The organism is Fictibacillus sp. S7 (assembly GCF_004127935.1).
GTDB classification, from domain to species: Bacteria; Bacillota; Bacilli; order Bacillales; family Fictibacillaceae; genus Fictibacillus_C; species Fictibacillus_C enclensis.
Genome location: NZ_QJKL01000001.1, coordinates 1,453,235 through 1,478,576, shown reverse-complemented (window position 1 = coordinate 1,478,576; position 25,342 = coordinate 1,453,235). Strand labels below are relative to the sequence as shown.

The window sequence follows — 25,342 nt, the reverse complement described above, 5'->3', positions numbered from 1 at the left end:
AATACCCCTAGTTGTAGCTGTTTTTTAAACTAGGGGAGAATTATGATATAATAGTCAAAACATTACTTACCAGCTGCTATCTGGTAATCGTAATGCAAATTGTGTGTAATAAGGTGGAATAGGCATTTCAATAACTTATTCACACACGCGATGGACGCGACTTTATGACGTTTGTTATAAGGTTGCGTTTTTAGTTTGTCGTAGTAATCTACAAAATGGTTATCCCCAAAACGCCTCTGTTTAATCATATTTTGAATGGTAAGATACAGGATCTTTCGTAAATGTTTGTTCCCTCGCCTATTGATTTTATCTTTATACAAGATGGTGCCGGATTGAAAACGCCGAATATCAATACCGGCATAAGCGTTCAGTTGTTTGTTGGTTTTAAAACGGTGAATGTCACCAATTTCAGCGATTAAACGCACAGCTGTGTTGGTCCCAATGCCAGGAAAACTCATTAACACTTGATAATCTTTTCGTTCTTGTGAAAGGTCTGCCATCTGCTTAATCACTTCTTCACGTTGTCGCAGAATAGCCAAACAGCGTTTGGCATAGTACTTTAACTGCTCGCATCTTATATCATCTTCATCTACAGCTGGATAAGAATACTCAGCGATTTCTAGAAGTTGTATGGCTTTCTTCTCTGCCGTTTTGGGGGCAAGCTTTTTACTGGTATTGGCAAGCAACCGATTTCGAATGACCGTTTTCGATCGTTGCTTTACACAATCCGGATGAGGAAACAGTTGTAAGATGTTCAAAAACAACTCCGATTTTCCCGTAAATAGTGTTTCTATCTCTGGAAAAGTAAGCTGAAGCAGGGTATGTATACGACTTCTGACCAATTTTAATTCCTGATCCAGTTCATGATAATAACGGGAAAGAGAGCGCATTTGATCATAATAATCGTCTTGTGCGATTTTATTTTTTCTGTCCGAGGTAAAATGAGTTTGAGCGAGCCGATGGGCATCGCTTTTATCCGTCTTATGCATTCGCATAGAAGCCGTTTGAAGTTTAGATTCGAGAGGATTTAATAAGCAATAAGGAAAACCATGATCGTTCATAAATCGCTCTAATTGGCGGGAGTAAACTCCTGTGGCTTCAAAGACAATTTCTGGTGTATGTCCATCCTGCTGAACAAGTGCGACAATGCGCTGATACAGTTTCTCAAAATGAATCTTATTATGTAGTATTTCTCCTTCAAAAACACAACACCTCGAGGTGTTGTAAATCACCATATAACTTTTTCCCATACTTACGTCAAAAGCAATAATACTCATCATTACGTTCCTCCCTCAAAACGATTGCAGAAGTCCTCACCTATCCCTATCGATTCCATTTTCTTTTACACGATCTCAACGGATCCAACATACTGAAACTGATTCATATAAGGACGGTGAAGTTGGTCTGTTTTGCGTGCGAACTTAAAGTTCCGGGGCTGCCTCGACCTATTCTTCACCTCTACAAAAAAATAGTAGCACAAACCATGGCCGTGGTTTGTGCTACTAATCTTAGTATGTTTTGGTTTAACTTAAAGCAGAACGTTCTTCCAGCTGAATTTGATTCAAAGAAATACTGTAGTGCTCGGGTTCGTGTGTTTTGGGATGATAGTAGACCAGGGACAGAACCTGGTCTTTTTTTACTTCCCCGGTTGTTAAATAATGGTTCAGATCAAATGGTAAAAGGTCCAGTACCGTGTGCTTCATTAGATCCTTTTCACTCAGACTGTATGATTTGAATGCGTCAGAAAGACGTTCTGGATGGTGCTTCAGCCAGCGGTGATAGTGTTCGAGATCACTTTTTGAAAGTGTTTCCTCCCACCATGAACGGTGAGGACGGTGTTTTTTTCGTGAGAAGTAATCGTACTTCATAAGAGCTTCTATGATTTCATTATGGGTGCCGCGCTGCGTTAAAAACTCCTTCAGGCGGGCGAACAGATCCTCCAGCTGATGGCCAATTCTGGACCAGCCTTTGCTCTCCCAGTAATCTCCAAACTCCTGGAAGAAATCAAATGGAGAGTGGAACACATGGTAGATTAAGTAGTTCAGTGTGGCGTCCATCCGGTGGTCATTCCAGTACTTTTCAAGCACATCTTCCACCCGCTTAATTTTGATAATATCATCAAAGCTTAGCACATTGTTGCCCAGAATCTCATAAGGCGAGTGATTCATATATACATAGTCATGCCGATCAGCTGTCAGGCGCAGGCCGGTACCGCGCAGCATTTTTAAGAATCCGAGCTGGACTTCTTCCACGCCAAACGCGAATACATCATTAAAGGTTTTTCGGAAGGACTGGTAGTCCTCATCCGGCAAACCGGCGATCAGGTCCAGATGCTGGGCAATTTTTCCGCCCTCTTTTACGGTCATGACCGTTCGCGTCAGTTTCTCAAAATTCTGCCGGCGCTGAACAAGCTCGTTGACATGATCGTTTGTTGATTGCACGCCGATCTCAAACCGGAACAACCCGGCGGGGGCGTGTTCATTTAAAAAGGCAATAACTTCCGGACGCATGATATCCGCGGTAATTTCAAACTGAAAAACAACACCCGGTCGTCTGTTATCAATTAGAAATTGAAACATCTCAAAGGCATAATCGCGTTTGATGTTAAACGTACGGTCCACAAATTTAATCGTTTTCGCGCCATTGTCCATCAGAAAAATAAGATCGTCTTTTACTTTCTGGATGTCAAAGTACCGCACACCGACTTCAATGGAAGAAAGGCAAAAGGCACAGGAGTAAGGACAACCGCGGCTCGTTTCAAAGTAGGTTACCCGTTTGGAGAGCTGATCCAGGTCCTCTTCAAACCGGTAGGGAGTTGCGACCGTCTTAAGATCCAATTTTTCCCTTGGCGGGTTGATTGTTGGTTTCCCATTTTTTCTCCAGGCAAGCCCGGCCACTTTTTCATAGCGCTTTTCCCCTGAATGTTCGGCAAGAAAATGCTTAAAGGAAATCTCGCCTTCATTGACGATGATGAAATCGGCATCCGGAATCCGGTCCAGCCAGTGAGGAACATCATAGGAAACCTCCGGGCCTCCGAGAACGATGGCTGTTTCTGGGCTGATTTTTTTGACCATCTCAATTACTTTTATGGTTTCTTCGATGTTCCATATATAACAGCTGAAGCCAAGTACATCAGGCCTTTTCATATACAAGTCACTTACGATGTTAATGGCAGGGTCCTTGATCGTATACTCGGCCATTTCTACGTGAAAATCCGGTTCACTGTACGCTTTTAAATACCTGAGGGCCAGACAGGTATGAATATATTTTGCATTGAGTGTGCTCACTACAATGTTCATGGCAATCCCTCATATCTGCTAGATTTAGTCAACATATAATTTTAGCATAGTTGATCATGGAAATAAAACGCTCTTGTTAACCGAATATTTTGACGTCTCAATTATTCGCGAGGTATAGTTTTACTATAGGCTAGGAAAGGAAGAACAGAAATGGCTGAACTGCTTACCCTTCAGGAAATCGACCGTTTTGCCAACAGATATCCCGAATGGAAACTGATTCCGGGGAAATGGATGGTGAAAAAGTACAAGTTTGATAACTATTTAGACGGAATTGAATTTGTTAGTGAAGTAGGACAGCTGGCCGAAAGCTTTCAGCATCATCCGCATATTACCATCAATTACAAACTGGTTACCCTGAAATTAAGCACATGGAGTGTAAACGGGCTGACCCAGGCGGATCTTAAGATGGCTGTTTTATTTGACGAAGCGTTCAGTAAACTTTAAGTATTAAGGAGAGGTTTGAGATGAAATTAGTAACTGCCAAGTATCAGGGCGACATCTTTTTAGGTAAGCTGATTGAGGAGGAAAATGTAGTATTTAATCTGTCGCTCGCTGCCCAGGAGAAAGAAATGGAATTTCCGGATTCCTTGTTGGAAGGACTTCAGCTTGAAGAGAAGTTTTTGGAAAAGATTCATGAATTATCGGAATCCTATCATGAGAATTTATTGTTTACATATGGTTTAACCGACCCAGATCTGGAGTGGATGGCTCCCATTCCAAGACCGGCGAAAAACATATTTTGTGTAGGAAAGAACTACAGAGATCATGCGGTTGAAATGGGTAGTGAAGCAGATATCCCCGAGCATGTGATGATTTTTTCGAAAGCGCCTACAACGGTTATCGGCCATCAAGCGGATGTTTTGCGTCATAAAGAGGTAACCGATGAATTGGATTATGAAGGCGAACTGGCCGTTATTATTGGTAAAAAAGGCAAGGGGATTACCCAGGATACGGCCATGGACCATGTATTTGGCTATACGATCATCAACGATGTTACTGCCAGGGATCTTCAGAAAAAGCATAAACAATTTCTAATCGGAAAAAGTCTTGATACTTCCTGTCCAATGGGACCTTGGATTGTGTCGAAAGAGGACCTTCCAAATCCGCATGAACTGACGATTACCACCAAAGTAAATGGAGAAGTCAGACAGGACGGCAATACAAAGGATTTTATCTTTACCATTCCAGAAATTATTGAAGCGCTGTCAAAAGGAATGACCCTTGAACCGGGAGATGTAATCGCGACCGGTACACCTGCAGGGGTAGGCAAAGGATTCAAGCCGCCAAGGCTGCTGAATAGTGGGGATACCATTGAAATTACAGTCGAAGGCATTGGAACGCTCGTCAATAATGTGGTTTGATATGTTTTAAGTCACTCGGTAAAAGGAAAAGTAGATAGGTATTCTTTGTTCAAGGGAGGCCATAAAACATGGACAAGTTGTTATATATCAATGGAGAATGGACAGGTAATAACCTGGAGAAGATCAAGGTGCTGAATCCAGCGGATGGTGATCTCGTTGGTACGGTAGCTTCTGCAGGAAAGGAAGAAACGAGAGCAGCTATTGAAAGTGCGCATGAGGCATTTGGTCCGTGGGCCAAATTAACGGCTTACGACAGAGCCGCCTATCTGGATAAACTATATGATTTGATGATTGAGCAAAAAGAGGAAATTGCGGAACTCATGACAAGGGAAATGGGTAAACCAATGAAGGAATCTCTTGGTGAAGTCCAGTATGCCGCATCTTTTATTAAATGGTTCGCAGAGGAAGGAAAGCGGGTATACGGCAGAACCATCCCGGCGTCTGCGGAAAATAAACGGATGCAGGTTTTGAAACAGCCGGTTGGCGTTGTTGCTGCGATCACACCATGGAACTTTCCCGCTGCGATGATCACTCGCAAACTCGGTCCTGCGCTTGCAGCCGGTTGCCCGATTATCATTAAACCGCCGAAGGAAACACCGCTTACCGCCATCAAACTGGTGGAGCTCTGTGAAGAAGCAGGATTTCCAAAGGGAGTCGTCAGCCTTCTTACCGGTTCATCTTCACTCATTGCGGGTGAAATGATGGAAAGCGACATAGTGAAGAAAATTACCTTTACCGGATCTACAGAAGTAGGAAAAATGCTCATTGAGCAAAGCGCGAAAACGGTTAAGAACGTGTCCATGGAACTTGGCGGACATGCACCTTCGATTGTTCTTGAGGATGCCGATCTTGAGAAAACGGTGCAAGGGATCATTGCCTCCAAATTCCGAAATGCGGGTCAAACGTGCATCTGTATTAACCGTGTGTATGTTCACGAAAAAATATATGATGAGTTTACGAAAAAGCTGGTTGAAGAAACTAGCAGGTTAAAGGTCGGCAATGGATTGGAAGAGGGCACTGATATCGGCCCTATTATCAATCGGGACGGCTATGAAAAAATTAAAAAGCATGTCGACAATGCCGTTGAAAAAGGGGCAGAATGCTTGCTTGGCGGCAAAGGGCAGGATGAAGGAAATGCGTGTTTCTTTGAACCGACCGTTTTAAAAGATGTGAATCATGACATGCTCATCATGAACGAGGAAACCTTCGGACCGGTGATTCCGGTGCAAAAAATTACATCAGATGAAGAAGGCATCAAGCTTGCCAACAGCAGTCCGTTCGGCCTCGCTGCTTATATTTATACTGAAAGCATGTCACGAGGCACACACTTGGTGGAAGGATTGAACTACGGAGTCATCGGCTGGAATGACGGTGTTCCGTCTGCTGCCCAGGCTCCATTCGGCGGTCTGAAAGAAAGCGGTATTGGAAGAGAAGGTGGAACAGAGGGCATGGAGGCCTATCTGGAAACCAAATATGTCAGCATCGTCATCTGATTTTGGCAAATATAAATTCAAAGGGGGAAAAATGAGATGGATTTGGGGCTAAAAGATAAAGCGGTAGTGGTTCTTGCTTCCAGCAAAGGGCTTGGGAAGGCAACGGCCATGAGATTTGCAGAAGAAGGGGCAAACGTCATGATCACAAGTCGTGATGAAGCAGCATTAAAGGCCACAGCAGAGGAAATCAGTGAAAAAACAGGCAGCAGGGTTGAATATAAGAGGTGTGATATCACCAAAAAAGAGGAGATCACCAGTCTGGTCAGTGCGGCTGCGGAGGCGTTTGGCACCATTGATGTATTGGTGAATAATGCCGGAGGTCCGCCTGCGGGCAACTTCGATTCCTTTAATGACGAGGAATGGGAATCCGCTTTTCAGCTCACCTTGTTAAGCCTCATCCGAACGGTGCGTGAAGTTCTGCCGCACATGAGAAAAAATGGAAGTGGCCGTATCATCAACATCGCTTCCTCATCCATCAAGCAGCCAATTGATGGATTGACGCTATCCAACACCTTCAGAACGGCGATCAGCGGGTTATCCAAAAGCCTGTCACAGGAGCTGGGTAAAGACGGCATCCTGATCAATACAATCGGGCCGGGACGAATCGGAACCGACCGTCTGCAGGAACTGGATGGTAAAATCGCCGAGCAGCGTTCCATAAGCAAAGAACAGGTAAAGGAAGAAATGGTGAAAAACATTCCGCTTGGCCGGTATGGAACGCCGGAAGAATTTGCGAGGACCATCGTTTATTTGGGTTCAGAGGCCAATACGTACATCACCGGACAATCCTTTTTGATTGATGGCGGCATGGTTAAGGCATTATAGAATAAAAGAGCTTCAGCACTGCGAATTTGATGCAGAGCTGAAGCTTTTTATGGAGAATTCAGCAGGTTTCAAATTTATTAAGCTAAAAGTGAAGATATTGGGGGGAAAGAAATAATTGGACATAACTGAATAATCAGACAACTCACTCCCCACCGATTAAACCACAAAAAACAGGCTGGATGACTTCCAGCCTGTTTCTGTTTGCTATAACACTTATACCGACAAGACTTTTTTGATACGTTCGATCGCCCAGTTGAGGTCCTCTTCAGAAATAATGAGAGGAGGTGCAAACCGGATGACATTTTCATGGGTTTCTTTGCAAAGAAGACCTTCTTCTTTCAGCTTCTCACAATATGGACGGGCCGCCTCGCTCAGCTCCACGCCAATAAATAACCCTCGGCCACGTACTTCGGTAATCTTCGGATTCTTAATAGACGTTAACTCATTCAAAAAGTGCTCGCCGAGCTCAAGGGAACGGCTCACCAGGTTTTCTTCTTCTATAACCTCCAGTGAGGCAATGGATACCGCTGAAGCCAGTGGGTTGCCTCCAAATGTGGAGCCATGGCTTCCTGGATTGAACACCCCAAGAATATCGTTGTCAGCAGCTACGCAGGAAATTGGCATTACCCCGCCGCCCAATGCTTTTCCGAGAATGTACACGTCAGGAACAACATCTTCCCAGTCGCAGGCAAACAGCTTTCCGGATCGTCCCAAACCAGATTGAATTTCATCCGCGACAAAAAGGACATTGTTTTCCCGGCAAAGCTCACGAGCTTGTTTCAGGAAGCCTTCAGGAGGAATGACAATGCCGGCTTCTCCCTGAATGGGTTCCAAAATAAAAGCAGCCGTATTCGGTGTGATGGCTTGCTTCAACGCTTCGAGGTCACCGTAAGGAATCAACTTGATTCCTGGCAGCATCGGACCAAATCCTCGTTTGTACTCTTCATCAGAAGACATGGAAACGGCCGTCATTGTACGTCCGTGGAAGTTTCCTTCGCAAGCAATGACTTCCGCCTGATTGGCTTGAACACCTTTCACGTCATACGCCCAACGGCGGACCGTTTTAATTGCGGTTTCAACTGCTTCTGCCCCTGTGTTCATCGGCAATACCATATTTTTGCCTGTGAGTTTCGTTACTTTTTCATAAAAGTTTCCAAGCTGGTCATTATGAAAAGCACGTGAAGTCAGGGTGATGCGGTCTGCCTGGTCCTTTAACGCCTGAATGATCTTCGGATGCCGGTGCCCCTGGTTCACGGCTGAATATGCGCTCAGCATATCCATATATTTGTTGCCTTCCGGATCATAAACCCATACGCCTTCGCCTTTGGAGATGACAATTGGAAGTGGGTGATAATTCTTCGCCCCGTATTGTTCTGTTTTGGAGATGATGTTTTCTGTTTTAATCATATCTCTCACTCCAATCTTAGTATTGTGAATTCTTTTACATTATAGCAATGAAAAGGCTTTCTTCCTAGCCTTACTTCCGCTCGTGAAGCGCGCCGGCACGCTTCATGGTATAGTAAAGTGAAGGATTATACACAGGAGGAAATAAATATGTTACACTTCCACGTTTTTTCATGGGCGGCTGCGCTTGTTTTATTTTTTCTGACTTATACCCTATACAAAAGAAAAAATAAAAAAATTTCCCGCATTTTGCATATGATTCTCCGTCTTCTGTACATAACTACCATCTTTTCTGGTGGGATGCTTATCTATCAGTGGATCCAGGCAGGTGCGGTAAATATGGGACCGCTCATTATTAAAGGGATCCTGGGTCTGGCAGTTATCGGCTTGTTTGAAGTGATGCTGCTGGGTGCAAAACGAAATGAGGATAAAAAGTCCCGCTGGATTACGCTCATTTTGGCATTGGCCCTTGTCTTTTATTACGGATATTCAGTTTTGCCAATGCATTTTTAAAAAAAAAGAAAAAGTTCGTACCCCCAGGAACTGTCATGAAGGAGTACGAGCTTTTTTGTATGTGGTTATTTTTTTAATTTCGCCAGTGCTTTCTTATAATTCCCGCGGGCAATGCCTTTTTCCGTAATAATGGCTGTGATGTACTCGTGAGGCGTTACATCAAAAGCTGGATTGAAAACTTTTACCCCTTTAGGTGCAATAGGCACACCTTGTACATGGGTGATTTCCTCTGCAGGACGTTCTTCAATCGGAATGTCATCGCCAGTCGGGGTGTGCAGGTCGATCGTTGAAAGGGGAGAGGCAACATAAAAAGGAATGCCAAGCGCCTTTGCCTGGAGTGCAAGTCCGAACGTCCCGATTTTATTGGCTGTATCTCCATTGGCAGCAACCCGGTCACATCCAACGATTACAGCACTGACCTGTTTTGTTTTTAATGTATGAGCAGCCATGTTATCCGTAATCAGCGTAACGTCAACTCCGGCCTGTTTTAATTCCCACGCGGTTAATCGGGCTCCCTGGAAAACGGGGCGTGTTTCATTGGCGTATACCGAGAGATTCCATCCCTTTTCTTTTGCCAAATAAAGAGGAGCGAGCGCCGTACCATATTTTGCCGTTGCAATCCCGCCTGCGTTGCAGTGGGTCATGAGGCGGTCGCCGTCGCTTAGCAGGGTTAATCCGTTCTCGCCGATTTTGCGGCAAATCTCCTCATCTTCCTTCTGAATCAGAAGGGCTTCCTGTTCAATGCGTTCAACTGCCTCTTTCGTCTCGCGGACATTGGCAACCGAAGCTGTAATGCGGTCAAGTGCCCAAAATAAATTGACAGCCGTAGGTCTGGATGTCGAAAGAAAAGCGGTTTGACGGTTCAACTGTTCTTTAAATTCAACGAAAGAAAGGGAGGTGTGGCTTTTTGCCCAAAGAACGATTCCAAAGGCGGCAGCAATTCCAATGGCCGGAGCACCTCTCACGTTCAATTTTTTGATGCAGTCCCAAACCTGTTCAATGGTGGTGACATTAATATAAACCGTATGATGGGGCAGCTGCTGCTGATCCAAAAGAAGCAGGTGATCCCCTTTATAGCGTAAAGATGAAATTTGCGTTTCTGTTGTACTCATATAAATTAAACACTCCTGATGCTGGTAATAAATTCTTCAATATTTTTTATTCGTTGTTTGTTCTTGATCCAATCCCGACCGAGTTTAAGAGCCTTCTTTTTAAGGATGATTTGTTCATCGAAATCAGCAATGGAATCCAGGTCTGCAACATGAGCCAGGCCAATGGTCCGGCGGATGACTTCACAGCCCGCGAAACCGACCATATCTGTAAATATGCTCTCCAGGACTTCATCTTCAAAACCCGGGAGTTTGGTTGCCAGCTCCACACCCTCGTTTCTCCAGAGTTCTTTGTATGTATCCGTAAAGGTAATCCATGTGTCTCTGATTAAGCCGGAAAGGTACAGCTGGTATTCGGCCCGTTTTTCTCCGTCTTTGATATGAGCCCGCTGAGCGATATGGTTCATTGCGATATTCGCAAAAAAGTGAGCGATATCAAATCCTTGTGGACCGTAGTAGGCAAATTCAGAGTCGATAATTTTGGTGGATTCCTCTGTTACAAAAATACTCCCTGAATGCAGATCTCCATGAAGCAATGCTTCGGCATGTGTCAAAAATTTAAGTTTGAGCCGGGCCGCTTTGTTTCTTAGGCCCGAATCATTCCAGAGTTCTGAAACGGCATCCTGCAGTTCTGCAGGATAATCATTGGTTTCAATATTATAAAATGGATCGGTAAACACGAGATCTTCGGTTATTTTGCATAGCTCAGGATTGGTAAACTGCTGGACCAATCTTTTTTTCTCAAACGGATGTAAATAAAAATCACTGGTGTAGAACAGGTTTTTCGCAATGAAAGTTCCAATATGTTGAGCCAGGTTCGGGTAGGTTACTCCATCAATCAAGCCTTTGCGCAGAATCACATGAGAGGACAGATCCTCCATGACAGTAACGGCCAGGTCGTTGTTGGTATAAAGGACTTGGGGAACATGTTCAGACGCGAACTCAGCAAATTTTTTCAGTGAATCACTTTCAATACGTGCCCTGTCCAGGGTAAGCGGCCAGCTCTCTCCAACGACTTTGGCATAAGGGAGCGCCTGCTTGATAATAACCGATTTTTGGGTAGACGGTTCGACCAGCCGGAATACAAGATTCAAATTGCCGTCACCGATCTCATTGACCTCAATGGATCTGTAATCACTGAACAGGCCGAGTTTTTGGGATAGTTCGATCACGGTTTGCTCATTGAGCGGTGTGTAGGCTTGTTTTGTTGACGTTGCCATAGGGTTTACCTCCGAAGGATAAATGTAAAAAAGGCCTCTTTTCTTGAAGAAAAGAGGCCTGGATGTATAGTTTCCACGCCTCTTATCTTGCAAAGCTTAAGCTTTGCTGGAATTAGCACCGTGCCATACTGGAAGTCCAGGCTTCAAATAAAGACGCCCCATTTCACAATGGTATTACGGTCGGTTGCTGGGTTTCATCGGGCCAAATTCCCTCCACCTGCTCTTGATAAGAGACATTCATCATTAAGTTGTTAGAAAACACAGAATGCAATAATAATTTACAATGGCTATCATACAGCTTTCAAAGGAAGCTGTCAATTGCAATTTTCAAGAAGATTAATAGTGTTCGGGTCTGCGGTCCTCAAAAATGGGGATTCTGCTTCTGACTTCATCAACGAGATCCGTCTCGATCTCGGCAAATAAAATGGTTTCATTTTCACCATCTGCTTCAGCGATGACGTCTCCCCACGGATCGATGATGATCGAGTGGCCGGCAAAGGCGTTATTGTTATCCCGGCCGATTCTGTTGCATGCGATCACAAAGCATTGGTTTTCAATGGCTCTCGTAATTAAGAGATTTCGCCAGTGAGAGAGCCTTTGGGCAGGCCATTCGGCCGGCACGAACAGAAGGGAGGCACCATCGAGAACATGGGCGCGGATCCATTCCGGAAAACGGATGTCATAACAGATGACTCCTGCAGCCGGAATGTTCTCCAGCATAAAATTCCCCTTGGTGGAACCGGGGGCAATGAACTTCTCTTCCTGCATAAGGCGAATCAAATGCAGTTTGCTGTACTCTCCAATCTGCTCACCCTCGCGATTAAAGGCGTAAAGTGTGTTAAAAATGCCATTGTCTGTTTTATTGGCAACAGAGCCGGCAACGATATTGATGCGGTGCTGCCGTGCTAAACCGCTCATCAGCTTTTTCAGATTATCCCCGTTGGCGTCTCCAATTTCAACAAGACGCTCCAAATCATAGCCGGTCGTCCAGAGTTCCGGCAGTACGACGATATCTGCGTTTTGTTTTGAGGCTTCTTCAATTCTTTGTACGGCTTTCTTAATATTCTCTTCCGGCAATCCGAGCTGGATGTCCATTTGGATCAGTGCTACATTCAGTTTCATGCGTATCCCCCATTAAAACGTTTTGACAGATTTTCAATAAGCGTATAACATATTGGATTAGAATTTCAAGAAAATTACGAATGACAGGATGTGTGAATGTGAAACGTTTCCAGCAAGCAGATGCGTTAAAACGCCTGCCTGAACAATTTTTTGCCAAGCTTGTGGGAAAAGTGAGTGCGGTTGCCGCACAGGGGCATGATGTGATTAATCTCGGACAGGGAAACCCTGACCAGCCGACACCTCCTCATATTGTTGCTGCCTTGCAAGAGGCAGCGGTTAATCCTCAGTACCACAAATATTCTCCTTTTCGGGGATATGATTTTTTGAAAGAAGCGGTAGCTGTTTACTATAAAAATGAGTTTGGGGTAGAGGTTGATCCCAAAAAAGAAGTGGCTGTGCTGTTTGGCGGAAAAGCTGGTCTCGTAGAAGTTGCACAGTGTTTTCTGAACAAAGGAGATACTGCTTTAGTTCCGGATCCGGGTTATCCGGATTATTGGTCAGGCGTCGCCATGGCGGAAGCAGAAATGAGCATGATGGCGCTGAAAGAGGAAAATGACTTTCTTGTCGACTATAACGAAATTGATAAAGAAACGGCCGACCGTGCCAAATTAATGTTCCTCAACTATCCAAACAATCCAACAGCAGGTGTTGCCACTCCGCAATTTTTCAAGGAAACCGTGGACTTTGCCAAAAAGCATGATATTCTGGTCGTTCATGACTTTGCCTACGGAGCCATTGGGTTTGATGGAGAAAAGCCCGTCAGTTATTTGCAGACGCATGGTGCCAAAGAACAGGGAATTGAGATTTATACATTGAGTAAAACGTATAATATGGCAGGCTGGAGAGTCGGTTTTGCGATTGGAAATGAGAGTGTGATAGAAAGCATTAATCTGCTTCAGGATCATTTTTATGTCAGCCTGTTTCCGGCGGTACAGGAAGCAGCGGCAAAGGCATTGCTTGGGGCGCAGGATTGTGTCAGGGAGCTTGCCGACATGTACGAAAAGCGAAGAAATGTTTTTATTTCAGGGTTGCAGGAACTCGGGTGGGATGTTAAGGCACCCAGAGGGTCCTTTTTCTGCTGGCTTCCCGTGCCTGAAGGACATACTTCAGAGAGTTTTGCAGATTACTTGCTGAATGAGGCACATGTTGTGGTCGCTCCGGGCATCGGATTTGGCAAAGAGGGAGAAGGCTATGTAAGAGTGGGCCTTCTTACGGATGAAGAGCGCTTGAAAGAAGCGGCAGATCGAATCCGCGCATTAAATATTTTCTAAGCTATAATTGGATTGACAGATTTTTTATAACCTGTCATAATCACAAGTAATTCTAACATTCGAAGTAATATGAACATTTTCTCTTATCAAGAGCAGGTGGAGGGACTAGCCCGATGAAGCCCGGCAACCGGTTATCCTAAGGATTTACACGGTGCTAAATCTTGCAGCGCATGCTGGGAGATGAGAGGAAGCGGCATCCTTATGTCTATAATGCCTCTTCCCTCGGGAAGAGGTTTTTTCGTGTGAATTAATGTTTTGGAGGGATACATCATGGCATCAGTAACTGCGACCTATCTTGTTCATGATCCTAAAGGAAATTTTGAAAAAAAAGCGGAAGGAATTGCGCTGGGGTTAACCGTCGGCTCCTGGACCGATCTTCCGGATCTGCAAAAGGAGCAGCTTAAAAATCATAAAGGCAGTGTGGCAGAGATCATTGAATTGCCGGAAGATGCACGGGTAAACCAATACTTTGGTTCGCCCAGAAAACAGGCACTTCTGAAAATCTCTTATCCTGCTGCAAACTTTTCTCCTGACCTTCCAGCGATCTTAACCACCGTTTTTGGAAAGCTTTCACTGGATGGCGAGGTAAAACTTATCGATCTGGAATTTTCGGAAGACTTAAGCAGCGAATTTCCAGGGCCATCCTTTGGAATTGATGGGATTCGAAATCAGCTCGGAGTTTATGAACGTCCGCTGCTCATGAGCATTTTCAAGGCTGTGATCGGCAGAGATATGGACTACTTTAAACATCAGCTGAGAGAACAGGCACTTGGCGGCGTTGATTTGGTCAAGGATGATGAAATCCTGTTCGATAATCCGCGGACCCCATTTGAAGAACGTATTAAAACAGCCAAACAAGTACTGGCCGAAACGGAAGAGGAGACTGGCCATAAAACACTGTATGCCGTTAATTTAACGGGACGGACATTTGAATTAAAAGACAAAGCGAAACGTGCAGCCGAGCTCGGGGCAAGCGCCCTGTTGCTCAATGTTTTTGCCTACGGACTGGATGTGCTGCAAAGCCTGGCAGAGGATCCTGAAATTAATCTGCCCATCATGGCTCACCCGGCCGTTTCAGGTGCACTGACACCATCCGAGTTTTATGGCATTTCCAACCGGCTTCTTTTAGGGAAGCTGCTTCGGCTTGCTGGAGCGGACTTGGTGCTGTTTCCGTCGCCATATGGCAGCGTAGCCCTCAGGAAAGAAGACGCTGTTGGCATCGCTGCAGAGCTGACAGAAAAGCATATAAACTGGAAAGGTGCTTTCCCAGTGCCGTCAGCCGGAATTCATCCGGGATTGACCCCTCTTTTGCTTCAGGACTTTGGCATCGACAGCATTATTAATGCCGGCGGCGGAGTTCACGGGCATCCAGGAGGAGCCGTTGCCGGAGGAAAAGCGTTCCGCGATGCGATTGATGGCTTGCTGCTTAACAAATCGCTGGAGCAGATCAGCGAGGAGAGCGATCCGCTGAAAGCCGCATTGAATCTATGGGGCGGTCTGGTGAAATCATGAGCAGAGAACGGATTATCTTTTGTGATTTTGACGGAACCATTACCGAAAAAGACAACATCATTGACATCATGAAAAACTTTGCTCCCGAAGGATGGGAGCCGATCAAGGATAAAATACTGAATCAGGAAGTATCCATCAGGGGAGGAGTCGGACAGCTCTTTTCTCTTATTCCTTCCAGCCAAAAAGAGGAAATCATTCAGTACGTTCTTTCCACAGCAAAAATCAGGGATGGATTTGAAGAATTTGTTCAGTATACGAAAGACCAGAGCATCCCATTGTACGTGGTAAGCGGAGGAATTGATTTTTTTGTTTATCCGATTCTTAAAAATATAGTGGACGAGGAACAGATCTATTGCAATGGCAGTTCGTTTGCAGGAGAGACCATCGAAATTCTTTGGCCGCACAGCTGTGACAGTCAGTGCAGCAATGATTGCGGATGCTGCAAACCGGCTATCTTAAGAAGCTTTGATTCCGCTTCGTACAGAAAAATCGTGATCGGAGATTCCATCACCGATTTACAGGCTGCCAAAATGGCAGACAAGGTGTTTGCAAGGGACTTTTTGAAAGAGAAGTGTGAACAGGAAAACATTGCTTTTGAACCTTTCACTACGTTTTATGACATTATTTCGTATCTGCAAATAAAGGAAGTGAGCATTTGAGATCATTGGGGGAATTGTGGAAAGAGCTGGCTGATGTTAAGGATGAACTGGCTTCACGGGACTGGTTTCCGGGTACAAGTGGAAATTTGTCCATCAAGGTTAGTGGCGATCCCATTACTTTTTTGGTGACTGCAAGCGGCAAGGATAAACGGAAACGAACAAATGAAGATTTTGTTTTGGTGGATGTTTCGGGCAATTCCGTAGAAGAAACCCATCTGCGTGCTTCAGCTGAAACCGGTTTGCATGCAAAAGTGTATCAGCATACCGATGCGGGGTGTTGCTTGCATATTCATACTGTCGATAACAATATTATTTCCGAGCTGTATGGCGATCAGGGGGAAATCACCTTCCGTGGGCAGGAATTGATCAAGGCAATTAACATCTGGGAAGAAGATGGATCCTTTACTGTGCCGATCATTGAGAATCCGGCAGATTTGTCTGTTCTTGCAGAACGTTTTGCTGAAGCCATTACTCAAGATACAAAAGCCGTTCTGATCAGAAATCACGGAGTTACAGTATGGGGTAAAAATGGATTTGAAGCCAAAAAATATCTTGAGGCATTGGAGTTCCTTTTTTCCTACCACGTCAAAATGAGATTGCTTCAGCCTCAGTATGCATTTTAAAGCCAAAAAATAATTTAAAGGGGGATGCCAATATGGCACAATTACGTTTTCATGATAATAATGAACGAGTGGAAGAGCTGGACAAAGTAAGCGGTTATTTGGAAAGCCAGGGTGTAATCTATGAAAACTGGGATATTGCAAAGCTGCCGTCTCATCTGAAAGAAAACTATTCGTTATCCGATGAGGAAAAGGCAGAAGTGATCCAGGTGTTCAGAAGTGAAATCGATGAACTATCCAAGCGCAGAGGATACGTGACCGAGGATGTTATCTCATTGTCCCCGGATACACCAAATCTTGATGAGCTACTGCAGAACTTTTTGGCCGAACATCATCATTCCGATGATGAAGTACGGTTTATTGTTAGCGGACATGGTATTTTTGCCATTGAAGGTCCGGAAGGCCGTTTTTTTGATGTAGAACTAGAGCCGGGCGACCTGATTTCCGTTCCTGAAAATTACCGCCATTACTTTACATTGATGGACGACCGCCAAGTGGTGGCAGTCCGAATCTTTAAATCCAAAGAAGGCTGGGTTCCGATTTACGACAAACAGGAAGCCCCCGCAAAATAAAACGACATGCTGCCATGAAGGAAGGAAACCTTTTGTGGCAGTTTTTTTTATACTTTTTTTAAGGTTTATACAGGGTGGGATGGTGGTAGTTATTGTCATAAAGGTGGTGTAGGAAGAGAATGGTATATCAGGTGGTTATCATTGGCGGGGGAGTTGCCGGTTTGACACTGGGACTGAAACTGGCCAGGTCCAATGTTGAAACCTTAGTCATTGAAAAACAAAGCAAAGCATCGCATGTTCAAAGCGGATTCAAAATCGAAGAAACCAGACCCATCATAAAAGAAGGGGCATGGTGTATGATTTGTTTGGAGAAAAAAGCGGTGAGTGCCGCAGAGCAACAGCAAATGACGTGCTGATTTCAGCACGTCATTTGTATTAGGAAATAATTTTTTTGTCCTGTTCAATCGATTGTTCTTTACGAAGCTTGATCAGGCTGTAGGTGTGAAGAACGATAACCTTCAGCACGGCATAGACAGGAACAGCAAGAATAAGACCCAAAAGGCCGCCAAGGGAGCCTGAAACAAGGAGTATGGAAATAATGGTCAAAGGATGGATATCAAGCTTTTTCCCCATCACTTGCGGAGAAATGATATTTCCTTCAATCTGTTGTGCAATGACCATAACAATGAGCACTTTAACAATCATGAATGGTGAATCAATGACCGCCACAATCAATGCAGGAATTACCCCGATGATCGGCCCCAGAAAAGGAATGACGTTCGTAAACATGGCGATGACCGTGAGCAGCAATGAGTAGTCAATCCCGATAATCAGATAACCGATATACAAAAGAATTCCCACACATATACTGACCAAAATCTGGCCCTGAATATAAGAGCTCAGTGCCATATCCATGTCGGCCAAAATTTTTGTGCCGTTTTTTCGCTGTGTCGGCTGAAGAAGACGAAGGACCATCTTTGGTGCTTTTTCCCCTTCCTTCAGCATGTAGTAGAGGATAAAAGGAACGGTAACAAACACCATGATAATGTTCGTGAGCACACCGATAAAGTTTGTCACACTTGTTCCGATCATCGAAGCACTTTTGGACAGATAGTTTGTTACCTTATCCGAAATGTCATTGACGCTGAACTGGCTGTTTTCAAGAATACGGTTTACCCATTCATTGTTTTGCAGCTCTACCACTTTCCCCCGGATCGCATCGATCAGTCCCGGTGTATTATGGATCAAACTGTTGATCTGGCGCTGCAGAACAGGGCCAACGGCATAGGAGAGCAGAACAAACAATCCAATGGCCGCTAAATAAATAAGTAATATCGAAAGGGACCTTGGCACCTTTCGTTTATGAAGAAAGTTAACGATCGGCCTGAACAAGTAATACAGTACCCCCGCCAGCAAGAACGGAAAAAAAAGAGTCTGGACAAGAACTACGAGCGGGCGGAAAACAAAATGAATCTTAGTTCCGGTTAGAATAATTAGAAAGATCAATAGAATCGCATAACCGAATCGGAATGCTTTGGACTGTGGCATAGCTTCACCTGCGTTCACTAGTATTGTATCTATTATATATGGTAGTTTGACAGGTTTTCAATCCTTGAAAAAATGAACCATTATTCCTTCGCTGCATAAAGTAAGTATTGGGCGTTTATGTCTGGAGAAATCAGCTCAGTTCGAGAAAGGGTGATAATGGTGTGTGGAATAACGGGATGGATTGACTGGCAGCGCAACATTTCACATGAAAATAAAACCTTGATAAAAATGGCGGCGACCCTTTCCAAACGGGGACCGGATGCGTTGAATGTTTGGAGTCAGACACACGTTGGATTTGGCCATGCGAGGCTGGCTGTAGTGGATCTGGAGGGCGGCGCGCAGCCGATGACCCGAGAAGCGAAAGAGGCGACCTTCACCATTTGCTATAACGGGGAACTCTACAATACGGAAGATTTGCGGAAAGAATTGCTGAAAAAAGGATATCGTTTTGAAGGCCATTCAGACACCGAGGTGTTATTAATCTCGTATATCGAATGGGGAGAAGCGTGCATCGACCATTTTAACGGTATATTTGCTTTTGCCATCTGGGATGCCAAAAGAGAAACTTTGTTTATGGCCCGTGACCGTCTTGGCGTGAAACCGTTGTTTTATTTATTATCGGGCGGTCGTTTGTTGTTCGGTTCCGAATTGAAGGCCATTCTTGCTCATCCGGAGGTAAAAGCGGAAGTGGAACGAGAAGGATTGCAGGAGGTTTTCGGACTCGGACCTTCCAGAACCCCGGGTCACGGTGTGTTTAAAGGAACCAATGAACTCCGGCCAGGCCATGCGTTGAAATTCGACCGCTCAGGTGAGAAGATATGGCGGTACTGGAACGTGAAAAGTGAAAAGCATTCGCATTCCTTGGATGAAACAGTGTCCAATGTCAAAGACCTGGTTACCGATGCTGTTGAACGGCAGCTTGTAGCAGATGTACCGGTTTGCACCTTTTTATCCGGCGGTCTGGATTCCAGTGCCATTTCGGCTATTGCTGCCAATCATTTTAAACGGGAAAACAGGGGTCCCCTTCATACCTTCAGTATTGATTATGTAGATAATGATAAATACTTCAAAGCGAGTGATTTTCAGCCGAATGCCGATGGCCCATGGATCGAGAAAATGGTGGAAGCCACGGGTTCTGTTCATCACAGCTGCATTATCGATACTGACCTGCTCGTCAATCACCTGAAGGAAGCCGTCATGGTAAGAGACCTGCCGGGAATGGCAGATGTAGATTCTTCGCTGATCTGGTTTTGCAGGCTGATCAAAGAACAATCAACCGTTGCACTTTCCGGAGAATGTGCGGATGAAATCTTCGGCGGGTATCCCTGGTTTCACAAGCCGGAGGTCATGAACCGGCCGCTTTTCCCCTGGATGAGCTCGACAGCCGAACGGGAAAATCTTTTGCATGAGCACTGGAAGAATAAACTGAATTTATCATCTTATGTAAAACAGCGTTATGAAGAGTCACTGAAAGAAATGCCGAGGCTTGAAGGCGAATCAGGAGTAGAAGCAAAGCGCCGGGAAATCTTCTATTTGAACATGATTTGGTTCATGACCACGTTGCTGGACCGGAAAGACCGCATGAGCATGGGGGCATCCCTGGAAGTGCGTGTTCCGTTTGCTGACCATCGCATCGTAGAATATGCATGGAACATCCCTTGGGAAATGAAAATGCTTCAGGGAAGGGAAAAGGGACTTCTTCGAAAGGCCCTTGAAGGCCTGCTTCCGGAAGACGTACTCTACCGTAAGAAAAGCCCTTACCCGAAAACACATAATCCGAATTATACACTGAGTGTGAAGGAATGGCTTCAATCCATAATCGACAAACCGTCTTCTCCACTTCTGGAGCTGATTAAGAAAGAAAAAGTTCAGGATATCATTGATAGCAATGGAGAAGCATTCAAGGTCCCGTGGTTTGGCCAGTTGATGACCGGGCCGCAGCTGATGGCCCACCTGGCCCAGATCGAAACCTGGCTTGGCACATACAATATCAACATTCTTGATTGAAAAAGCCGCGGAGTCGCCTTCCGCGGTCTTTTTTTAGTTTGCTTTCCATTTGATTATCAGAAAATCATCAGGTTCCACCCTTGCCTCATCGGATTTTAATGCTTCGTTGGTCCAGATATTGATCAATGGTTCCGCTGACCCAAAGAGAGCAGGATTCAGCGTAAGCTCACTTGATGAGGTATTAAACGCGAACAGCAGCTTTTCATCACCGGCAGCTTTTACATAGGTCAGCAGATCAGGAGTGTCTTCGGAGGTAAGAAAAGAAATGGGGCTTTTAGCACTGAACGATGGAACTTCCTTTTTCAGGCGGATTAACTTTTGAAGACCTGCAAACAATTCATGATTTTGGGCCTCCGGATTCCATTCCATGCATTTCCTGCAGCCCGGGTCCCGTCCGCCTGTCATGCCGATTTCGTCACCATAATAAATGCAGGGTGTTCCGGGGAAGGAAAGAAGCAGCACAAACAGCTGCATAACCTTTTTTGTATTTCCTCCGGTTACAGTCAAAACCCGTTCGGTGTCATGTGAACCCAGCAGGTTAAACATCACCTCATTTACATTTTCAGGGTAGGAGTGTAAGATGCCGGATATCTTTTTGGTGAATTCCAGCGCATTGATGTTGGAGCGGGCAATATAATCCAGGGCCAGTGATGAAAAAGGATAGTTCATGATCGCATCAAACTGGTCGCCCTGAAGCCATGGCAGGGCATCATGCCAAATCTCGCCAAGAATATAGGCGTCCGCTTTGATGCTTTTTACAGTTCTTCGAAACTCACGCCAAAATTGATGGTCAACTTCATTGGCTACATCAAGCCGCCAGCCGTCAATATTAAATTCATCGATCCAGTACCTCGCAACATTTAATAAGTAATTTTTGACCTCAGGATTTGCAGTATTTAGCTTTGGCATGGTTTTTTCAAACGCAAAAGTGTCATAGTTCGGTAATGGATCAGTGACGACAGGATATTCCCTGATATGGAACCAATTCTTATAATTTGAGTACTCCTGGTGGACGAGCACATCCTGAAATGGGACAAAGTAAAAGCCGCTGTGATTAAAAACGGCGTCCAGCATGACTTTTATGCCTTTTTCATGGCATGCATCAACCAGCTGCCGAAAATCTTCCTTGGTTCCGAACTGTGGATCAATTTCTAAATAATCGATGGTATCATATTTGTGATTGGAAGTTGCTTTAAAAATTGGAGTGAAATAAATACCGCTTATGCCAAGAGACGAAAGATGGTCAAGATGCTGCAGGACGCCTAGAAAGTCTCCTCCGAAAAAGTTGGCGGGAGTGGGCTCGGAGGAACCCCAGGCCAGCGTCCCCTCCGGGTCATTGGAGGAGGTGCCATTGGCAAACCGCTCGGGAAAGATTTGATACCAGACCGTGTTTTTTACCCAGTCGGGAGCCTTAAAAACGTCCACTGGATGCAGGAAGGGAAAGCAAAAATAGGGTGCGATGTCATTCGTTGGTGCTGATTCGAAAACCCCTTTTTCTGTAAAAACGAATGTTTCGTTTCCGTCGCTGAGCTCGAAGCCGTACCTCATTCTTCGGAACCCGGGACGTACGGAAGCCAGGTAATAATCAAAATACACATCCGAACCTGTTTTTATCATAAGTTCTTTCTTTAGCAGCCAGTTTCCGTCTTTCCATTCGTAGGGATCGCCATAAATCAGTTGTACGGACCCGATGTCGTTCTTTTTGGTGCGAAGGCGGATATGAAGGGTCTGTTCGTCATAGGCATAGGCAAAATTGTTTTTGGGGCGATGATACAAAGCTTCTTTTAGCACATTTTCCCTCCTTAATACGTCTGGAATCAAAATGGAATTTGTATGTAGTATACCGCATTTGGAAGCAGGAAGAATATGCTTTTACTGGAGTCTGCTGTTCTTTTTCCGTTCCTTTGATTAAAATAGAACATACAACAGACGGAAGGAGGATAACAATGACCGCTACCATTAAAGATGTCGCTAAACTGGCAAATGTGGCTCCGTCCACTGTTTCACGGGTCATAGCCAATAATCCAAGAATTTCTGAAAAAACGAAACGGAGAGTAAGGGAAGCGATGGACCATTTGGGGTATCACCCTAATTTCAATGCAAGAAGCCTCGCCAACCGATCCTCCCAGGCCATTGGTCTGGTCTTGCCTGGGTCTGCTGACAAAGCTTTTCAGAATCCGTTCTTTCCGGAAGTGATCCGCGGAATCAGTACGATCGTTCATGAAAAGGAATATGCACTTTACATGTCAACGGGAAAAACGGAAGAAGAAATTTATGATGGTGTCGTGCGAATGGTTCAAGGCGGAAGGGTAGACGGAATCCTTTTGCTTTATTCAAGTGTGGATGACCAAGTAATGAACTATCTGATCGAGAAAAAATTTCCGTTTGCTCTTGTAGGAAAGCCATTGAAAAACGAACAATCCATTACGCATATTGACAATGATAATTTTCAGGCATCAAGAGATGTAGCGGACTATCTTATTTCTCTGGGGCATGAAAAAATTGGTTTTGTAGGAGGGAGCTCACGACTGGTTGTGACGATTGACCGGTTGCTCGGCTATGAGAAGTCACTACGAAGCCATCAGCTTCCTTATCGTGAGGACTATATCATCCATGAGGAATTTCTGGAAAAAGGGGGACAGGAAGCGATCAGAAAGTTGTTGGCGCTGGATGAGCCTCCAACGGCGTTGCTCGTCATGGATGATTTGATGGCTTTTGGGGTCCTCAGAACACTAAATGAGATGCAGCTTTCAGTACCGGATGATATTTCAGTTGTCAGTTTTAACAATGTCATGCTCGCCGCTTTTTCTACTCCGGGCCTTACGTCAGTGGATATCAACATTTTCCAGCTCGGTTACGAAGCCGCGGTGTGCTTAATGGATCTGATTTCAAATCCGGATCAAAAACCCATGCGAGTCGCAGTTCCTTACCGTCTGATCGAACGGCAGTCCTGTAAAGCAAAAACAGCTCAAAAGCAGGGATCGATATAATAAAAAACAGCTCCGGATCAGCGCCGAGCTGTTATTTTATAAGCCCTGTTCGTTCAGCCAATCCAAAACAGGACCAAACGGCTGGCTGGTTTTTGCTTTTTCAAATTCTTCAAACGGATCTCCGTTTTCCAGGACCCGCCGATGGATGATGGGCAAGGGGAAGGCTTCTGGCCGAAGATCACGAGTGAGTTCTTGCCAGTGGATAGGGGTTGCCACCAATGCTTCTTCGTTGCCTCTCACCGAGTAGGGAGCAATGATTGTTTTTCCTTCGGCATGCTGGATAAAATCGATGTAGCATTTGTTTCCTCTGTTTTTTTTAAGTCGTTCAATGGTAAACCACTGGGGTTCCTTAGTAATTAAATATTGAGCAAGAAAGTGGGTGAACTTTCTTGTGTCATCAAATGTGAATCGAGCCTCGGGCAAGGGGATATAAACCTGCAGTCCTTTGTTGCCGCTTGTTTTGATGAATGTTTTCAATTTCAGCCTGTCACACACTTCCTGGATCAACAGGGCTGCTTCCACGGATAAAATAAAATCATCTCTTGAAGGCGGATCCAAATCCATAACAATTTCTGAGGGATAGGCAGTTCCGTTTTTCCGGAAAGGAATATGCAGCTCAAAGGCAAGCTGATTGCCGAGCCACAGCAGGGTTTGAAGGTTGTTACAGACGATATAGTGAATTCCGTCCTGGAATACAGTCTCCACAAAATCGGGGGCATAATCCGGGCAGTTTTTTTGATAAAACCGTTCATCTCCCGCACCGTGGGGGTAACGAATAACTGTCAATGCGCGGTTTTGCAAAAAGGGAAGGAGAAATGGAGCCATTTTAGCCAAATATTCAAGATAGTGGAGCTTCAAAATGTCAAGGTTTGGCCACAGTGGTTTATCCGGAGACGTGATGCCCACCTTAATGCCATTGATCATTACTTCCTGCTGAGTATTTTTTCCCATGTACATTCCTCCCAGCTGACATCAAAACGAAAGGCAACAAACCGGGGATGCCTTAACTGATGCTTATAGATTTCCAGATATTCCAGCTCAACACAGATGGATGGAGAAACGGTAATGAACCGGGCATCCTCCGTTACTTTGTTTTTTTTCATAATCAGTATCAGGCTTTCCCGTTCTTTAGGTGACATTCCGTGGGAAAATAAACCCGCAAGGACCGGTTTTCCTTCTTGAAGTGCGGCTACATGAAAAAAACCGTTGGATTTCTCATAAGCAGTAATGAAAAATACACCCTTTTGCGGGTTTTTTATTTTAACCCACTTTTTGGTCCGCGTACCGGGATCGTAGGTACTTCCGCTCACTTTCGCAATGATTCCTTCACCATTTTCTTCTTTGATGTGCTCCCAGAGTTGATCGCTCTCTTTATGGGAAGGTACAAGAGCGATCCGGTCATTTTCTGCCAGATGGTCTGACAGGTGATCAAACACGATGTTGACCATTTCCTTTCGTTCAAATAGCGGTTTATCGGTGATCGTCTCTCCACGGATATGTACCATATCAAACACAACATAAGTAGAGGGAGTAAGCTTTGAAAAATACTGGATCTTTTCTGGATTTTTTAAACGGCCTCTTTTTTGCAGAGGTTCAAATGTTGCTTTGTACAGAGATTTCAGAATGCAAAGTTCTCCATCAAGGACAAGCGGCAAACAAGAGCGGATGCTTGGTGTGAGCGAGATCAGTCTTTCAGCGACCTCGGGAAAAACAGAATTAAGGTTTTGACCGTTCCTGCTAAGTAGTGTCACATTGCTTTCCGTCCATTTGGCAATACACCGGTATCCGTCGTATTTGGTTTCATATATCCAGTCAGCAGAAGATGGGATTTCGCTGACCAGGGAAGGAAGCATCGGTTTGAATGGTATACTGCTCAT

At 44.8% G+C, this 25,342-nt stretch carries 23 protein-coding genes and 2 riboswitches; of the genes, 13 read left to right on the top strand and 10 right to left on the bottom strand.

Annotated features, from left to right (window positions below; translation table 11 throughout):
- Positions 1-62 precede the first annotated feature (62 nt).
- Both DMO16_RS07505 and DMO16_RS07500 read right to left on the bottom strand, forming a co-directional pair.
- A complete protein-coding gene (locus DMO16_RS07505; RefSeq protein ID WP_129476419.1) occupies positions 63-1,280 on the bottom strand; it encodes an IS110 family transposase in 1,218 nt (405 codons plus the stop codon).
- 243 nt (positions 1,281-1,523) lie between these two features.
- The gene (locus DMO16_RS07500; protein ID WP_425590066.1) at positions 1,524-3,293 is read right to left on the bottom strand and encodes a B12-binding domain-containing radical SAM protein; all 1,770 of its coding nucleotides are present in this window, start codon (positions 3,291-3,293) and stop codon (positions 1,524-1,526) included.
- Positions 3,294-3,449: 156 nt separating this feature from the next.
- On the opposite strand from DMO16_RS07500, the gene DMO16_RS07495 reads away from it, so the two are divergent.
- From DMO16_RS07495 to DMO16_RS07480, 4 genes are all read left to right on the top strand, one after another.
- Positions 3,450-3,743 (top strand): 4a-hydroxytetrahydrobiopterin dehydratase, encoded by a 294-nt coding sequence (locus DMO16_RS07495; protein WP_061968866.1) that lies wholly within the window; start codon positions 3,450-3,452, stop codon positions 3,741-3,743.
- Between the two features lie 20 nt (positions 3,744-3,763).
- Positions 3,764-4,660: a fumarylacetoacetate hydrolase family protein gene (locus DMO16_RS07490; RefSeq protein WP_129476413.1), complete on the top strand. Its 897-nt coding sequence runs from the start codon at positions 3,764-3,766 to the stop codon at positions 4,658-4,660.
- A 68-nt stretch (positions 4,661-4,728) separates the two neighbouring features.
- Entirely contained in the window at positions 4,729-6,153 is a 1,425-nt protein-coding gene (locus DMO16_RS07485) for an NAD-dependent succinate-semialdehyde dehydrogenase (RefSeq protein WP_129476410.1), read from the top strand.
- A gap of 36 nt (positions 6,154-6,189) precedes the next feature.
- Entirely contained in the window at positions 6,190-6,978 is a 789-nt protein-coding gene (locus tag DMO16_RS07480) for an SDR family oxidoreductase (RefSeq protein ID WP_129476407.1), read from the top strand.
- Positions 6,979-7,191: 213 nt separating this feature from the next.
- Here DMO16_RS07480 and DMO16_RS07475 read toward each other — a convergent pair whose 3' ends face one another.
- Positions 7,192-8,385 carry an ornithine--oxo-acid transaminase gene (locus tag DMO16_RS07475; RefSeq protein WP_206738071.1) on the bottom strand — a complete coding sequence of 398 codons (1,194 nt, stop codon included), beginning with the start codon at positions 8,383-8,385 and terminating at the stop codon, positions 7,192-7,194.
- Positions 8,386-8,532: 147 nt separating this feature from the next.
- Between DMO16_RS07475 and DMO16_RS07470 the strand changes: the two genes are divergently transcribed.
- Entirely contained in the window at positions 8,533-8,895 is a 363-nt protein-coding gene (locus DMO16_RS07470; RefSeq protein WP_061968878.1) for a DUF1516 family protein, read from the top strand.
- A 65-nt stretch (positions 8,896-8,960) separates the two neighbouring features.
- Here the strand turns inward: DMO16_RS07470 and mtnA are convergent, their stop codons facing one another.
- From mtnA to DMO16_RS07455, 3 genes are all read right to left on the bottom strand, one after another.
- On the bottom strand, positions 8,961-10,007 hold the full coding sequence (gene mtnA / locus DMO16_RS07465; RefSeq protein WP_129476402.1) for an S-methyl-5-thioribose-1-phosphate isomerase: 1,047 nt from the start codon (positions 10,005-10,007) through the stop codon (positions 8,961-8,963).
- Positions 10,008-10,012: 5 nt separating this feature from the next.
- Positions 10,013-11,224, bottom strand: a complete 1,212-nt coding sequence (mtnK, locus tag DMO16_RS07460) for an S-methyl-5-thioribose kinase (protein ID WP_129476399.1) — start codon at positions 11,222-11,224, stop codon at positions 10,013-10,015.
- Positions 11,225-11,303: 79 nt separating this feature from the next.
- A riboswitch (SAM riboswitch) is annotated at positions 11,304-11,457 on the bottom strand.
- Positions 11,458-11,560: 103 nt separating this feature from the next.
- The gene (locus DMO16_RS07455; RefSeq protein ID WP_129476396.1) at positions 11,561-12,346 is read right to left on the bottom strand and encodes a carbon-nitrogen family hydrolase; all 786 of its coding nucleotides are present in this window, start codon (positions 12,344-12,346) and stop codon (positions 11,561-11,563) included.
- Between the two features lie 98 nt (positions 12,347-12,444).
- Here DMO16_RS07455 and DMO16_RS07450 point away from each other — a divergent pair, with 98 nt between their 5' ends.
- The 6 genes from DMO16_RS07450 (at position 12,445) to DMO16_RS07425 (ending at position 17,336) form a co-directional block, all read left to right on the top strand.
- Positions 12,445-13,617, top strand: coding sequence for a pyridoxal phosphate-dependent aminotransferase (locus DMO16_RS07450; protein WP_129476394.1), 1,173 nt, complete (start codon positions 12,445-12,447; stop codon positions 13,615-13,617).
- Between the two features lie 80 nt (positions 13,618-13,697).
- A riboswitch (SAM riboswitch) is annotated at positions 13,698-13,804 on the top strand.
- A gap of 83 nt (positions 13,805-13,887) precedes the next feature.
- Positions 13,888-15,129 carry a 2,3-diketo-5-methylthiopentyl-1-phosphate enolase gene (mtnW, locus tag DMO16_RS07445; protein ID WP_129476391.1) on the top strand — a complete coding sequence of 414 codons (1,242 nt, stop codon included), beginning with the start codon at positions 13,888-13,890 and terminating at the stop codon, positions 15,127-15,129.
- Positions 15,126-15,788: a 2-hydroxy-3-keto-5-methylthiopentenyl-1-phosphate phosphatase gene (locus DMO16_RS07440; RefSeq protein WP_129476388.1), complete on the top strand. Its 663-nt coding sequence runs from the start codon at positions 15,126-15,128 to the stop codon at positions 15,786-15,788. The genes mtnW and DMO16_RS07440 overlap by 4 nt, the downstream gene beginning before the upstream one ends.
- A complete protein-coding gene (locus DMO16_RS07435; RefSeq protein WP_129476386.1) occupies positions 15,785-16,411 on the top strand; it encodes a methylthioribulose 1-phosphate dehydratase in 627 nt (208 codons plus the stop codon). The genes DMO16_RS07440 and DMO16_RS07435 overlap by 4 nt, the downstream gene beginning before the upstream one ends.
- Positions 16,412-16,443: 32 nt before the next feature.
- Positions 16,444-16,980 (top strand): 1,2-dihydroxy-3-keto-5-methylthiopentene dioxygenase, encoded by a 537-nt coding sequence (locus DMO16_RS07430; protein WP_129476383.1) that lies wholly within the window; start codon positions 16,444-16,446, stop codon positions 16,978-16,980.
- 119 nt (positions 16,981-17,099) lie between these two features.
- Positions 17,100-17,336, top strand: a complete 237-nt coding sequence (locus DMO16_RS07425) for an FAD-dependent oxidoreductase (RefSeq protein ID WP_061968893.1) — start codon at positions 17,100-17,102, stop codon at positions 17,334-17,336.
- Positions 17,337-17,355: 19 nt separating this feature from the next.
- Here the strand turns inward: DMO16_RS07425 and DMO16_RS07420 are convergent, their stop codons facing one another.
- Positions 17,356-18,468, bottom strand: a complete 1,113-nt coding sequence (locus DMO16_RS07420) for an AI-2E family transporter (protein WP_061968895.1) — start codon at positions 18,466-18,468, stop codon at positions 17,356-17,358.
- A gap of 156 nt (positions 18,469-18,624) precedes the next feature.
- On the opposite strand from DMO16_RS07420, the gene asnB reads away from it, so the two are divergent.
- Positions 18,625-20,475, top strand: coding sequence for an asparagine synthase (glutamine-hydrolyzing) (gene asnB / locus DMO16_RS07415; protein ID WP_241840484.1), 1,851 nt, complete (start codon positions 18,625-18,627; stop codon positions 20,473-20,475).
- A gap of 33 nt (positions 20,476-20,508) precedes the next feature.
- Here asnB and DMO16_RS07410 read toward each other — a convergent pair whose 3' ends face one another.
- Complete coding sequence (locus DMO16_RS07410; protein WP_129476380.1) at positions 20,509-22,266, bottom strand: glycoside hydrolase family 13 protein; 1,758 nt, start codon at positions 22,264-22,266, stop codon at positions 20,509-20,511.
- Between the two features lie 155 nt (positions 22,267-22,421).
- On the opposite strand from DMO16_RS07410, the gene DMO16_RS07405 reads away from it, so the two are divergent.
- A complete protein-coding gene (locus DMO16_RS07405) occupies positions 22,422-23,465 on the top strand; it encodes a LacI family DNA-binding transcriptional regulator (RefSeq protein ID WP_129476377.1) in 1,044 nt (347 codons plus the stop codon).
- A gap of 36 nt (positions 23,466-23,501) precedes the next feature.
- Here the strand turns inward: DMO16_RS07405 and ligD (DMO16_RS24845) are convergent, their stop codons facing one another.
- Together ligD (DMO16_RS24845) and ligD (DMO16_RS24840) are read right to left on the bottom strand one after the other, a co-directional pair.
- Positions 23,502-24,416: a non-homologous end-joining DNA ligase gene (gene ligD / locus DMO16_RS24845; protein ID WP_241840482.1), complete on the bottom strand. Its 915-nt coding sequence runs from the start codon at positions 24,414-24,416 to the stop codon at positions 23,502-23,504.
- Positions 24,389-25,342 (bottom strand): non-homologous end-joining DNA ligase, encoded by a 954-nt coding sequence (gene ligD / locus DMO16_RS24840; RefSeq protein WP_241840480.1) that lies wholly within the window; start codon positions 25,340-25,342, stop codon positions 24,389-24,391. The genes ligD (DMO16_RS24845) and ligD (DMO16_RS24840) overlap by 28 nt, the downstream gene beginning before the upstream one ends.

Coding starts and splice junctions, on each gene's coding strand:
- DMO16_RS07505 (WP_129476419.1), bottom strand. CDS start 1,280: ATGATGAGTATTATTGCTTTTGACGTAAGTATGGGAAAAAGTTATATG.
- DMO16_RS07495 (WP_061968866.1), top strand. CDS start 3,450: ATGGCTGAACTGCTTACCCTTCAGGAAATCGACCGTTTTGCCAACAGA.
- DMO16_RS07490 (WP_129476413.1), top strand. CDS start 3,764: ATGAAATTAGTAACTGCCAAGTATCAGGGCGACATCTTTTTAGGTAAG.
- DMO16_RS07485 (WP_129476410.1), top strand. CDS start 4,729: ATGGACAAGTTGTTATATATCAATGGAGAATGGACAGGTAATAACCTG.
- DMO16_RS07480 (WP_129476407.1), top strand. CDS start 6,190: ATGGATTTGGGGCTAAAAGATAAAGCGGTAGTGGTTCTTGCTTCCAGC.
- DMO16_RS07475 (WP_206738071.1), bottom strand. CDS start 8,385: ATGATTAAAACAGAAAACATCATCTCCAAAACAGAACAATACGGGGCG.
- DMO16_RS07470 (WP_061968878.1), top strand. CDS start 8,533: ATGTTACACTTCCACGTTTTTTCATGGGCGGCTGCGCTTGTTTTATTT.
- mtnA (WP_129476402.1), bottom strand. CDS start 10,007: ATGAGTACAACAGAAACGCAAATTTCATCTTTACGCTATAAAGGGGAT.
- mtnK (WP_129476399.1), bottom strand. CDS start 11,224: ATGGCAACGTCAACAAAACAAGCCTACACACCGCTCAATGAGCAAACC.
- DMO16_RS07455 (WP_129476396.1), bottom strand. CDS start 12,346: ATGAAACTGAATGTAGCACTGATCCAAATGGACATCCAGCTCGGATTG.
- mtnW (WP_129476391.1), top strand. CDS start 13,888: ATGGCATCAGTAACTGCGACCTATCTTGTTCATGATCCTAAAGGAAAT.
- DMO16_RS07440 (WP_129476388.1), top strand. CDS start 15,126: ATGAGCAGAGAACGGATTATCTTTTGTGATTTTGACGGAACCATTACC.
- DMO16_RS07430 (WP_129476383.1), top strand. CDS start 16,444: ATGGCACAATTACGTTTTCATGATAATAATGAACGAGTGGAAGAGCTG.
- DMO16_RS07425 (WP_061968893.1), top strand. CDS start 17,100: ATGGTATATCAGGTGGTTATCATTGGCGGGGGAGTTGCCGGTTTGACA.
- DMO16_RS07420 (WP_061968895.1), bottom strand. CDS start 18,468: ATGCCACAGTCCAAAGCATTCCGATTCGGTTATGCGATTCTATTGATC.
- asnB (WP_241840484.1), top strand. CDS start 18,625: ATGGTGTGTGGAATAACGGGATGGATTGACTGGCAGCGCAACATTTCA.
- DMO16_RS07405 (WP_129476377.1), top strand. CDS start 22,422: ATGACCGCTACCATTAAAGATGTCGCTAAACTGGCAAATGTGGCTCCG.
- ligD (WP_241840482.1), bottom strand. CDS start 24,416: ATGGGAAAAAATACTCAGCAGGAAGTAATGATCAATGGCATTAAGGTG.
- ligD (WP_241840480.1), bottom strand. CDS start 25,342: ATGAGCAGTATACCATTCAAACCGATGCTTCCTTCCCTGGTCAGCGAA.